The organism is Nostoc sp. KVJ20 (assembly GCF_001712795.1).
GTDB lineage: Bacteria > Cyanobacteriota > Cyanobacteriia > Cyanobacteriales > Nostocaceae > Nostoc.
Window position 1 is genome coordinate 16,242 of record NZ_KV757748.1, and the last position, 13,902, is coordinate 30,143.

The window sequence follows — 13,902 nt, forward strand, 5'->3', positions numbered from 1 at the left end:
GGATTACAATTATTAAATAAGGGGAGTGGGGAGTGGGGAATAGGGAATGGGGAAGAAATATTTTCCTTTTATCAATCCACCTTTCCCCTTACCCAAGGTTATTGACGGTTGAAGTATGTAGACTTATGTCAAGATTCGTCGTTAAGTAAGTTTTGGGCGCAAGCTAGTTGCAATTGAATTATTTCGCTCATTTGCTGACTGTAATCTTGTCTAGCTTGTAAGAAGGCAGTGTGTGCTTTAGTTATCTTTGAATTATTAGCATTGAGCTTTTGATACTGGGTCTTATTTAAATCGAACATGCTGATGATGCTACTAATTTTTCGAGTTATGACAGGTGCAGAAGAAAGAGGAATTGGCTGTCTAATTGCGCTTGACTCAGAAGATTGTAATTGTTCTTTCGGTTCAAAAACGTTATCAATGATATTTTTCGGTTTTACTTCTTCTGGCTGAGGCAAGATGTTAGAGGAATAAGTTTCTTCTTGGGTTATGTGTTTGGAAGTATTAAGAAAATCTGTGATTTCAGGTTGTTGGAGATTAGGTATATTTGGATGCTGTATTTTGAAGCGTTCGCATTTAATATCCTCAACCAAATCTTTAACAATCTGGCGATTTTCTTCACTCAAAATTGTAGCAGCGATTGCTTTTCCACCCAAGGTAACTGTTCTCAATGTTGCTTTATTTTGATTAGCAGTTCCTTGAGCTTTGTTGTACAACGGTGATAAATCGACATTCACCTGATGACTGAGTAGTTTTGCTAATGCTTTGACCATTGCAGCATGGTCATCCATCCCTCTACGATTTAGAGAAACTGTGATATGTTCTTGGTTGCCGAGAATTTTATCAATCCATCGCGAACAGACATTACCTGCGCCTGCTTCTAGAAATATTTTGACTCCATCACCATAGACACGATTAACTAATTGCGGAAAATCAAGTTCTTGGCACAACCCTTTGGCGATGTTGTGGGCAATGGTATCGCTATCAAGTGTAATTGGTTGATAATCGGCGGCTGAGTAAAAAACGATACCGGGAAGATTCTGCGATGGTAAGGTGTTTACCTTCTTGATTTCCTCGTACTGCGATCGCATCGCTTCACAATGTATCACATGGTCGAAGGGCGCGGGGAAGGCATTACAGCCTAAAGTCGCAATCACTCGCTTACAGGCGGCATCGTCACCAGCGATTAATACTTCTTCTGGTGTGTTGATTTGAGTTAAGTAGACACGATTCTCATGTTTCAGGCATTCTCTAACTTGCGATGGAGTAGCCATGAGAACATAGGTATTCCAAAGATTGTTGTTTGGTGAATCGGTTAATCCCCAATATTCCCGCACAGCATTTTTCGGTCCAGATAACTTATCGCCAAATAGAGGTGATGAGTTTAAGGTATTACTTCCACCCTCAAAATCACTCCAAACTCCTTGGGCAACCATCATACTAGTTTCACCCAAACTATACCCAAATACAGATTGCGGCTTGACTTTAAAATCATCTCGGAAAATTGCCGTCATGTATCTAGCAAAGGCGATTTCACTTTCAAACATTGCTAGGGAATCATCTAACAATTGCTTTTCAAGAGTTTCTAATTGCCTGGTTGTTAATTTAGGTAAGCTTCTGGGATAAACTAGCTTTTCAACATCGGCAGCCCGGTTGTAAAGATTGTTACTTTTTAAATCCTCGAAGACTTTCGGAAATAACCGGAAGACGGTACGACCAATGCCAATATAAGAATTGACTGCGGCGGGATAAACGTAAGCAACTGCTCCAGTTTTACCTAATGGTTTCGCGGTGAAATAACTTCCTAGTGGTGTTTGCCAATCTGTGCCGTTTTCAAAGGCATTATTTATACCTTTGCGGGCAGATTCAATTTCTTTGAGTAAATCTTTTGTGTTACGTCCTGTGATTGATAAGACGTATTTGGGATTAGAATGCTGTTGAAAAGTAGCGAATGTCTCGCTGGCGGTAGCTGATAAAGAAGAACTCGCTTCTATGGTATTTTGGAGATTGTTGAGAAGATCGGAGATGGTGGTGCGATCGCTAACTGCTATCGGAAACAGATGAAAAGGCATTTGTTGCAAATATCTGTTGTCCCGTTCCTCTTGGCTGGGTTCCTCCGATAAGATTAAATGGGCGTAACTGCAATCTATACCCATGCTATTAATTGCTGCTATTCTGCGTGTGCCGCCTTTATCGACAAACCAAGGTCTTGATTCCATTGCCACATAGAAAGGACTACCTTCCCATACTTGCGGTGTTTTGACACCAGACCATTTGGGTGTGGCGGGAATATACCTGTAATAAAGACAGAGAGCGGTTTTGATTAAGCTAGCAATTCCTGATGCTGTATAGGTGTGACCGATATTGGCTTTGACGCTACCTAATGCACAGTGCAGACCATTGCCCACTTTCGGATAAGCTTGCAGTAAACCTGTGATTTCCGCTTCATCCTCCTGAGGAACGCCGCTACCATAGACTTCCACATAGTTCACCTCTGTGGGTTGAATCTCCGCCATCTGGAAAGCTTGTTTGCAGACATCACTGATAGCTGAAGCATCAGGTTTTACCAAAGCGTCACTCAAAGTAGAATTACCTTGCGCGAAACTCATAGCATCAATTACTGCATAGATGCGCTCATTATCTTCTTTAGCAGCTTCGTAGCGCTTGAGGACAACAGCACCAGCACCTTCGCCAACCGTCCAACCATTTGCTTGTTGGTCGTAACCCAACGTATTTACACCCGTATTAATTGGTGCAAATTGGCTGCGGAACAAGACATTTTCCACACCACCGGCTAAATCTACTGCACCCACAACGACTGCATCTACTTCTCCCGTAGCGAGTAGCATTTGGGCAACTTCCAACGCCTTGAGGGCGGAATTTTCGCCAGCGCTGACGGTGAATGCAGGGCCAGTGAAATTCCACAAAGCAGAAATTCGACTCGCCATAATGTTGGCGATGTGACTGACATATTCGCCGATTTCTACTGGTTGGTGGATGCTATCTTTGACAATGGTTTCCAGTTGCGCCAGGTGTTCAGCAGGTAGAGAAATTCCTTGGTTGAGTAAGCCGTCCTTAACTTGCCAAGATAGATTCCATCTTTGCTGTAGCTGATGCACAGAGAATTCTGTCTCGGCGGCGACTATAACCGCTACATTGCCACCTTCCTGTAGTTTCGCATCTTTGACGGCGCGATCGCTAACTTTCAGGAGCAACAATTGTTGTGGGTTTAATTTCTCTATCTCATTCGGTGGGATTTTGCACGATAAAGTATCGATTTCAAAATCCTTGATATATGCCCCTACTGGTGCTTTCCCGTCTGTTAAACCGTACTCTTTTAGCACACTTTCTTGATTTTCTATACCATGCCATCTTTGAGGTGGTAAGGAAGTAAAATGCTGTGTTCCATCATAAATGCTGCGTTCAAAAGCATCCAAACCATTGCAATTACCAAAAAAGGCATCCATGCCGACAATGGCAACTTTGGTAGGTGGAACAGGCGGAGTTGATTCAACTGATTGTGTTGTATTTCCTTGTTCTAAAATCAGATGAGAATTAGTCCCGCCAAAACCAAAAGCGCTAATAGCCGCCCGTTTTATTGGGGTATTATTATTAGGCCATGCTGTAGCAGTTCTAACAATTTTATCGGCGGAAATTGTACCTTTTTCTGATGTTAAAGGTTCCGAAACATTCATGGTTGCTGGAATTACACCATGAGACATACTCAAAATCACTTTAGTCAAGCCAACCATGCCAGCAGCAGTTAACAAGTGACCAGTATTGGCTTTGGCAGAACCCACCAGAGGCGCGGCTTGGTTTTGACCAAAGAATGTTTCGATGGAGTTAAATTCGGTTGTATCTCCTAGCAATGTGCCAGTGGCATGACACTCTAGGTAATCGATGGTTTTAGGACTAAATTTCGCCTCATTATAGGCTCGTTCAAAAGCTAGGACTTGTCCTTTAGGATTTGGACTGAGTAAATGTTTACCTTTACCATCATTCGATAGTCCATTACCGCAGATGGTAGCGAGAATATTGTCGCCATCTCTAACGGCATCAGAATATCTCTTCAGCATTACCATTCCAACACCGTCGGCGGGAATTAGCCCTCTAGAGGATTTATCTAAGGGGCGGCTAATACCGTTTTCTGCATACCCTTGAACGCCGGAAAATAACATCCGCACGAATAGGGAATCTGCACAACTGATGGCTCCAGCTAACATGACATCAGCTTTGTGTGACCATAAGTAATGAGATGCTAGTTTAATGGCATAAAATGAAGATGAACAAGCAGCATCCAGACATAAATTAATCTGAGATAGAGATAGAGCTTGAGCAACGATAGATGCTGGTAAACCAGATATCATCGCATTGTATAAAGATGCTTTGGTTGCACTTGGTAAAGTAGCTAAATCAAAGTCTTCATGCTGCAAAAGTTCTCTGACAGCAGGATTAATAGCTTGCTGGTAAATTGGCGAGAATAATTGATTAGATAGTTTTGTCGGGAATGACAAATTACCTAAAATTACACCGCATTTTGCCAGGACAGTTTGATTACCCCAATAACCACTTTGTTCAATTGCTTGTTTAGCGGCATACAATGACCATTTGAAGGTGTTATCTAAGCCATCAACAAATTCTGATGGTAGATTATATTCGGAGGGGTTAAACTGGAAATTGCGGATGTATCCGCCTTTGAGGGAATAAGTTTTGTCTGGTGTACCTTTGACTGGATTATGAAATATCGTCGGATCTACTCCGATTTCTTCGACGGTTGCAGAGGATGTCGAATCTTTTTGATTAACGATGTTTTGCCAGTATTCTTCAGGATTCTTTGCATCGGGGAATAGGCATGACAATGCGATGATGGCTATTTTTTCCACGATTTATATGCTCCGAGTTTGGGTATTTAGCAAGAGATAATTAACAGGCAGGATTTACGCTGTTCCCCAAACTTTAAACGAGGCAAGTTATAGCAATCCTAAGATTTTGATAGTTTGTAGTAAGCACTTTAGTGCTTATATTAAGAAGCACTAAAGTCCTTACTACGAACTTTAAACTTGACAGATTACTAGCTTCTGAGCATTTTCATTGACCAAATAATGGCATGAGCGCCGAGCATTCGTGAATAGATTTTACCTTGGCGGTCGTGTATGATAAAGTTTGCGATCGCACTGCTTGGTGTCTTAGCTAGTACTTCACAAGAAACATAAAATGTTTCGTTATGTGGTATCATTTCAAACTGTTCAAATTTCTCTACTTTTCCAGGTAAACAACCTTCTTCATGAAAGTGTTGTGTCCAAATCCATAAAGCGTGCATACTCAAGTCAGTGGTGTAAGGATTTACCCATTGGACGGGGAATTGTCCTTGTTCCTGTGCGGTGAGTTCTGGCCAAAGACATTCTGTAGTGATTCTTTCAGGACTGATGTTTAAAACTCTCTTAACTTCTTGAAAACCGGGGCCGTGAAATAATGTCGCCCCACCATTTTGGTAAAAAGCTTTTCCTGTCGCCGTGATGATGTTATCTTGTTCGAGATTGAGAGATTCATAGATTGGTGCATCTGGGATTTCTCGCTGGAGATTGAGTTGAGCGCTAAAATGAAAATGGATTCTCCCTTCTGGGTTTTTACTCGAAATTTTGGCTTTAAGTTCGATTCTTTCAAGATTAACTTTAGAAATTTCTTCTATTTCTAAAATATGTTCCTTTGCCAATGTTTCATTGAAAGTAATCCCCTTTAAAACCTTAAAATCTTGGTAATTAAACAACCGATAACCGGGATATAATTGTTCAGAAGCATTGATAATCCAAGTCATTGCACAAGTTGCTGGTAAAACTGGGGAACCAGCAATCGTATGATCGTGTAAAAATGGATTAGCCTCTAATGTCATTTGGCGACGAATACGATAGGTTCGTAGTTCTGAATCTAACTCCGCCGCCAGGGGAACAAGCGGGCTACCAATAACAACTTGTGCAGTTGCGTGATTGGTATTATCCATTTCTTTCACGAGCATTTGCGCCCCAACTGCAATGGGAATTATTTCGATTTTTCGCTCTTGAAAAATCTTCTTTAATTCTGCTGTCACCATGCCACTATCCCAAGCGCCCCAATTGATAGCGACTACGTGACATGAGGGATATTGTTGCTTGAAAATATGGGCTGATTTGTTGAGAATTTCATTTGCGATCGCATAATCAGATTGTCCAGGATTTCCGTAAAAGCCTGTGACGGAAGAAAACAAAACTAAATGCTGAAGTTGATTAGGATTAACGCAAGTTAGTAGGTTTTCTAAACCTTGAACTTTGGCGGTATAAACTTTTTCAAAATCCTCTTCTGTTTTCTTTTCAATTAACTTATCAGCTAAGTTTCCCGCGCCGTGGATGATTCCGGTAATTGGGCCGAGATGTTGGACAGCAGTGGCAAGTTTTTCTTGTAAAGCTGGCGTATCTGTGACATCGACGCTGATATATTCTGCTTTAGCTCCGGTTTTTTCAATCGCTGCTAGTGTCTTTTTAATTTCCCGGCTGGAGGTAATTTTGTTATATATTTTTTGCACATTCATGGGTGTAGGCTTCTCTCCTTGAGAAAGAAGATTTTCCATGATGCATTTTTTCAATGCGGAATCATCAGAGTTTTGAGCATAATCTGGCTCGGTTTCTAATAGTTCGGAGCGACCGAGGAGGATGAATTTGCAGGGTTGCTGTTGGGCTAATCTGATAGTACACTCAGCCGTAATCCCTTTTGCACCGCCGCTCACGACAAAGACAGATGATGGACTAAGCTGGGCTGTTTGTGTCATAAATCCTCGTGAATACCTGCATAAATTGGGTTTGATGTGTAACTTATTCTTGAAACCCTCGCTTCCATTCCTCTCCCCTAAAGGACTACGGTGTACACACAAGTCTGAAGTAGCTGATTAACCAGGGTTTTACCCCACCCTAACCCTCCCCTTGTAAAGGGGAGGGAACTAGATTTCTTTTTTCCCCCCTTTCCAAGGGGGGATTAAGGGGGGTAATTCGACCGTAGCCACAAGGAGAAAGGCTTTGATTCTTACTCCCCTTCCCTTGTAGGGAAGGGGTTGGGGGTTAGGTTCGAGAGAAAGTTGCACACGGCGTTAATCTGGTTTTTAATCGGCGATAATGGTGACTCGTCCTTGTGAGCCGTAGCCAACTTCACTTATATAAAGGTTGGGGTCGTGAAGTTCGGCGATGATGTTTTGTACTGACTGTTTAGCATCAAGTCTGGGGCTTAGGTCGATCGCACGAGTAAATACTTTTGGCCATTCCCATCTGAGAGTTTTGGTTAATCCGAATAAACCAGCGCCGATCGCACCGAAGTTGACTTTGTACTCTAAACCGAAGGCTCCATCAAGGTGAGCAACTGTGCAGAAGCAACTACGTCCATGCTTTGCAGCTTCGTTGAGGGAGGGTTTGAGGTGTTTCGCCATCAAAAATACGTGCTTGACGATCGCCTTTTCTGATTCGTTATAAGAAATACTTCCGGTGTGATTTCCTACAAACATCGGATGTAGATGGATGAAAGCCCCAATCGCTCCGCAGTGAGATGCGATCGCTTGCAATTGTTGTTGGAGATGTTCTTCACTCAAGTTTGCTAAGGTGACGCGGGTTACTCCTGTGGGTAGGGGCGCTTGCTGGACGAGAAGCGATTGGGGAAAGCTGATAACTACTACTTTCCAGCCTTTCTCGATTAGGGATTCAGCTAATTTGTAAGTGGTGAGGGAACCATCATCGGTAATTAAACTGATGTGTCCCTCTGGTAACTTGAAATCCAAATAATCAGGTTGTGGTAGGCTTCTGAGTTTGACCGGATGGCGCTGGATAGTATGCTCTAGTTCATGTTCTAATTGAGGTGGCTGCTGTTGGACAAACTCAGGCTCAGACTTTTTTTTTTCACCTCCAGCCAACTGCTGTAGGTAATCAACTATTTGACCGATGGTGCGAAGATCGCCGAGTTCTTCAATATTTGGTTTGGGTAAGTTGGGGTACGTTTCTTGCATCGCCCCTAAGATTTCTACCCGTTTAATCGAGTCAATCCCCAAGTCGGCTTCCATGTCCATTTCCAGTTCCAGCATCTCGACTGGATAACCGGTTTTATCGCTGGTGATGGCTAACAGGGTTTCACCTAAGTTTGCAAATTCATCACTTGTAGCGGGAGCAACTTCTGGTTCTGGGGTGAATGCGACAACTACGCTTACTTCTGGTGTAGTAACTACCTCAACTACTGGTGCAGTCTCTACTGGAATCTCAGTTACTTGTTGCACTTCGTGAACTGCAATTTCTATCGAAACACCTTTGGAAGCATGGGATTGCAGATACTCTACAACTTGACCGATGGTGCGTTTTTCTGACAGTTCTTCTAAATTGGGCTTGGGTAGGTTGGGGTACATTTCTTGTAGCGCCCCTAAGATTTCTACCCGTTTGATAGAGTCAATCCCTAAATCAGCCTCCATATCCATGTCCATTTCCAGCATTTCGACTGGGTAGCCGGTCTTGTCGCTGGTGATGGCTAAAAGATTTTTATCCAAGTCAACAATATCGATAGTTGCGCCAGATACAGGTGCAGCAGTTGTAGGTGCTGGTTCTGCAACAACTTCCTTGACTGGGGGTGAGCTAATTTTGACTACAACCTCAGCTTGGGGTTCTTCTACTACTGGGACAGGTGGCGCAACTACAGGCTCGACTGTCTCGACAGTGGCAAAATGGGGAGTGGGAAGTGGAGAGTAAGAAGTTTCAACTACAGGCTCTACAGCAGCCGGGAGAGGTTCTTGGGTAACAGCTACAGGCAAAGGCTGGCTTTCTACTATCTTGGTAGGTGCATCACTAACAGTTGTTTCTGTGGTGAACGGAGTGAAATTGCTGAGTTTCTCTGTTAGTTGCGTTACTCCCTCACCTGAGATGATTTGAGAATATTCTTGCTGAATGAGTTGGAAAAAGCTCTTAGTATATTCCAACTGCTCTTGAAGATATTGCTCATGGATGCGTAGAGTTTCACCTTGTTGGGAATGAAACTGCATCATGCTACGCTCTAAGCTTTCCATGACAACTAGCTTCATTTTGGCAGTTTCGGCTGTTGATTTACTTTCACTCAACAAGGAATTCTGCTGCTGCATTAGTTGGAAAAACGCTTTAGCGTATTCCATTTGATGGTTGAGATAAGTACCGTGAACTTGTAAATTCTCGGCTTGATTTTCCTGAAACTGTGTCAGGAGATATTCTAAACTTGCTAAAAGTTGTTCGTAATTTGTAAGTTTTTCTGGTGTTGGTTGCATCTTAGATTCCTGGGCTGGTTGTGACAGGGTAACAGGATTCATCTGTTGCTCTGGCTGGGCGATGATAGTAGCAGTCACACCGTTCATTGCTGGGGCAAGTTTTTTATGTCCGTTAGTCTCGATCGCTGCGAGAGTTGGAGTCACACCTGGGCTGCTAAATAAAGGAGCCACAGTTTCAGAATATTCAGGAGTAGGTAATGTGACTTTATGCCCATCCTGTAAAGCTAGAGCGAAGGCATTTTTCGTTTTTTCGGATCTATAATTGATGCCGTTTAAACGAACATTTAATGTCTTCTTCGTCTCAATTGGGGGAATAGTTTGGGGAAGTTGGTAAGGATCGAGATTATTCAAAGTCAAACCAATCACCCGCAACTGCACAACCGCTTCTCGCAAAGAGCGATCGCTATTCTTTTGAGTGCTGGGGTTTAAAGATACGGTAATATGAGGGCGATCGCCAAGAATCTCTTTCACCAAGTTGCTCAGAATTCTCCTCGGCCCAAATTCCACAAAGCAAGTACCACCCGCCGCATAGATATTTTCAATTTCCTGTTTAAACAGCACTGAGTTGGAAAGGTGCGTTTCCAGAATCTTTTGAATACCTTGGGCTTCCTTGGGATACTGCTTACTGGTAACGTTGCTGTAAACAGGGATTTTGGGACTTTGGAATTTAACAGACTTGGTAGCGATCGCAAAGGATTTCTGAGCAAAGGCGATTAGCGGTGTATGGAACGCTGCGGAAACAGGTAGTAATACAGCCGTATATCCTTTCTCGTGTAAAGCCTCTTTGATTCTCGCTATTTCTGCGGTAGGCCCAGCCAAGACAAATTGAGTTGGAGAATTTTGATTAGCGATCGCAACCTGGGGAAAATGTCTCAGCACTGCTTCCACTTTGCTGATGTCTTCTTTGACAGCCAACATACTACCCGCATCATGATCCGGATCTTCGGGTGCAGCCATTGCTTGACCCCTAGCTTTCACTAAGAACAAGTAATCTTCTGTACTCAAAACTCCCGCAGCCCATAGTGCGGTTAATTCACCAAAGCTATGTCCCGCCACAAAATCTGACTTAAACCCAGCTTGTTGCAATATGCTGTACATCCCTGCACTCAACACCCCGATGGCTGGTTGAGCATATTCTGTGCGTTGCAAGGCAGCAATTTGGACATTCTTTTCTGCCTCTCCAAACACAGGATGAGGAAAAACAATCTCTGACAACGGCTGCAAATTATCTTTGAGCAACAGGCTATCCATATAACCATGCAGACGGCGCATCAAAGGAAAATTCATCACCAGTTCGCGTCCCATCTCCAGGTATTGCGAACCTTGTCCAGAAAATAGAGAGACAACTTTTCCGCCCAACTCCATACCAGAGGAGCGGTAATAAATCCCTTGGGGATGTTCCCAAGATGCTGCTGACCCTTTGAGTTTCAGCCAGTCAATGCTAGTTTGCAGAAACTTGCAAGCTTCTTCCAGATTTTCAGCGACAAACCCAAATCTGGGAGCAGAGAGGGGAATCTGTTGTGATTTGCACTCATTGACTAATTGTGAATAGTGTGTAGGTGCTTCAGGCGATCGCAACTTACCTAAAATCTCTTCCGATTTGCTCAACAATTGCTCTACTGTGGGAGCAAACAACAGCACTTCACTAGCATCACTGTGTAAGCGGTAAGCGTCGTTTTGGTCAGCTTCATATTCTTCCAAAACGACGTGATAGTTGGTTCCGCCAAATCCAAAGGAACTCACACCTGCGCGTCTTGGTGCTTCCCCTTCTGGACGAATCCAAGGTCTGGTTTGGGTATTCAAATAAAAGGATGAATTTTTAATGTTGAGTTTTGGGTTCGGCTCGGTGATGTTAATTGTCGGTGGTAATACTTTGTGATGTAAAGCCAAAGCAGTTTTAATCAAACTCGCCGCACCCGCAGCCGCTTTTGTGTGTCCGATTTGTGATTTCACACTACCCAAAGCGATGTGCTGCTTTTTGTCATCGTGTAGATCAAAGTAGTCTTTTAAAGAACCGAATTCTGTCGGATCTCCAGCCATTGTACCAGTGCCATGTGCTTCCATCAAACCAACAGTTGCGGGAGAGAAGCCGGCATCTTCATAAGCGCGTTCTAAGGCTTTAACTTGGCCTTCTTTGCGCGGAGCATAAATGCTCTTGTAACGTCCATCGCTGGAAGTACCAATACCTTTAATTACGGCATAGATTTTATCGTTGTCCCGTTCAGCATCTTCCAACCGTTTGAGGACAATCATCCCAATACCTTCACCCAGCATCATCCCATCAGATTTAGCATCGAAAGGTTTGACATTTTCACTAGGAGAAACCGCCGGTGTTTTGCTGAATGAGATGTAAGCCATGATGGTGTTATCGGTATCAACACCACCAGTCAGCATCATGTCAGAGCGATGCTCAACTAGTTCGCTAATTGCCATTTTTAAAGCACCAAAGGAACTAGCGCAAGCGGCATCAACTACACAATTCATTCCGCCAAAATTTAGGCGATTGGCAATTCTACCCGCGACTACGTTCGCTAACATTCCAGGGAAAGCATTCTCATCCCATTTCACATAAGCGCTTTTGATTTTATCGACGATTTTTTTAGTATCTTCGTCAGATAAACCACTGCTTTTGAGTGCTTTTTCCCAAATCGGATATTCCAACCTGGCAGACAGTGGCATTCCTAACTGCTTGGCCATAGCCACGCCTAAGATTACCCCAACCATTTCGCGGTTAAACTCACGTTTTTCGCCATAGCCAGCATCTTCCATCGCTTCTTTCGCAACCACTAAACTTAATAGTTGCGATACGTCTGTGACTTCCAAAATGCTAGGTGGGATGCCAAATTCCATCGGGTTAAAATCTACCTCTGGAAGAAACCCGCCTCTTTTACAATAGGTTTTATCTTCAGTGGTTCTAGGATTTGGATCGTAATAATCTTCGACGCTCCAGTGAGTGGAAGGAACATCAGTAATACAATCAATTTTGTTTACAATATTTTGCCAGTATTCCCGCAAATTTCTAGCTTGAGGTAATAGAGAAGCCATTCCAACAATGGCGATAGGATTGTGTTGTAATTGTCTGTTAATTTTGTTGATTGACACTGATTTATCCGATTTCATTTTTTTTCCCTCGATAGACTTAATCACAGCCTGTTCACAATTATTTATCAGGCTCTCTAACTCCGTTAAGGCAGTATCAATTGAATAAGCAGACATAGGGCATAGTTAGTACTGTGAATTGTGTAGCTACAGTAATTTCTGTTGCCTACTAAATAATGAAAAGCTCTCGTTTTGTAAGCAGTTAACAGATATGAAATCCTGGCGAAAAAGTAATTACGAATTACGAATTACGAATTATGCCAGGTAAAGCCTTATGTTTCCAGGCGGCTTTGGCACACTGCGTAGGCGTAGTCCATCGTAGACATCGCACAAAAATGTTATCCAACGCTAGACTCTTGAAATTGTGGCAATAGGTCAAAGACGTTGTTAAAACTGGTAAAATAGTTTTGGAGTGTAATAGCTGCTTGACCAGTGAATTTAATCCATTTGTAATGGTAAAGATTTTGAGTAATGGTATCCTACTGGAGTGATGGGAACTGAGGAGTAGCTAAGAGAACAGAAACGTTTTTTCACCCAAAAGCATTTGATTATCTAGGCTAACCACAGCAACATAGCTGTTGTGAATGACAACGTTCTGCATCTTGTTCAATGTCATAGCCAGTTTCAACGTCCGGGATAATATATTTTATGCTATTTAAACCAGGAAAGTTGACAAGCTTGTTACACAAAAGACACCACCTTGAATCCGAATTTATGTAACTTGAACAAGTAATGAAACGGTCACAAGGTAATGACAAAGCAGTTATCTTTAGTTATTTTTAATTTAAAAATCTCAATTAAATAACTAGTTTGTTTAACTACTTTAAAGCATTGAATTAATAAAAATACTAGCATATTTTACAGAAACTAAATCATTTCTTTAAAGTTATTTTATAAACAAACATCCACAATTACTGATATTAATTTGAATAAAATTAAGCAAAAAAGTATAATTTATGACTCTATAAATGTATGAGATATTTTGTTATCTACGTGTTAGCCATAAGTTTGTGCTGAATTAAGTTAACAATGAAAATCTGTTGTCTAGTAAATCACAATTCAATGAATACATAGATAAATTGAATAGTCATAAGTATATTTTCTCAGATAAACATCATAATTTAGTCAAAGTTTTTGGTTATTTTTCAATATAAGTCAAGTTAAAAACCAAAGTGGTTATTTATAAAGCAAATATTAATTTTTAGTATGTTACTTGATAAACATAATCGTGATTGCATGATTTAAAATGGTGCTTAAAAAGCCAGGGCGAATGGAATTCGCGGTTACTCTACAAGAATGCTAAGAGGATGTTTTAAAAGTCCTTTTGTCAGTATCAAAAGTTTTAGATCCCCCTAAATCCCCCGATAAATTGGGGGACTTTGACTCCGGGTTCCCCTCTTTTTAAGGCTACCGTGTACACACAAGTCGAATTACCCCCCTTAATCCCCTTTCAAGGGTAGGGGTTTAAAAATCAGGCAGTAGAGAGAGTGATTTGAGACACATGAAGTTGTGGAGGG

General features: G+C 42.1%; 4 protein-coding genes and 1 pseudogene. All 5 read right to left on the reverse strand.

Going from position 1 to position 13,902, the window contains the following annotated elements; genetic code table 11:
- Window positions 1–128: 128 nt before the first annotated feature.
- On the reverse strand, window positions 129–4,880 hold the full coding sequence (locus tag A4S05_RS34320) for a PfaB family protein (protein WP_069074237.1): 4,752 nt from the start codon (window positions 4,878–4,880) through the stop codon (window positions 129–131).
- A 188-nt stretch (window positions 4,881–5,068) separates the two neighbouring features.
- Window positions 5,069–6,796, reverse strand: coding sequence for an SDR family NAD(P)-dependent oxidoreductase (locus tag A4S05_RS34325; RefSeq protein ID WP_069074238.1), 1,728 nt, complete (start codon window positions 6,794–6,796; stop codon window positions 5,069–5,071).
- A 327-nt stretch (window positions 6,797–7,123) separates the two neighbouring features.
- A complete protein-coding gene (locus A4S05_RS34330; protein ID WP_069074239.1) occupies window positions 7,124–12,502 on the reverse strand; it encodes a type I polyketide synthase in 5,379 nt (1,792 codons plus the stop codon).
- A gap of 221 nt (window positions 12,503–12,723) precedes the next feature.
- Window positions 12,724–13,001 (reverse strand): annotated as a pseudogene (locus tag A4S05_RS43870) (hypothetical protein).
- On the reverse strand, window positions 12,943–13,074 hold the full coding sequence (locus A4S05_RS43875; protein WP_256091358.1) for a hypothetical protein: 132 nt from the start codon (window positions 13,072–13,074) through the stop codon (window positions 12,943–12,945). Before A4S05_RS43875 ends, A4S05_RS43870 begins: the two are co-directional and overlap by 59 nt.
- Window positions 13,075–13,902 lie beyond the last annotated feature (828 nt).

Bases quoted from the DNA above. Each gene is read 5' to 3' on its own strand.
- A4S05_RS34325 (WP_069074238.1), bottom strand. From the start codon at position 6,796: ATGACACAAACAGCCCAGCTTAGTCCATCATCTGTCTTTGTCGTGAGC.
- A4S05_RS34330 (WP_069074239.1), bottom strand. From the start codon at position 12,502: ATGTCTGCTTATTCAATTGATACTGCCTTAACGGAGTTAGAGAGCCTG.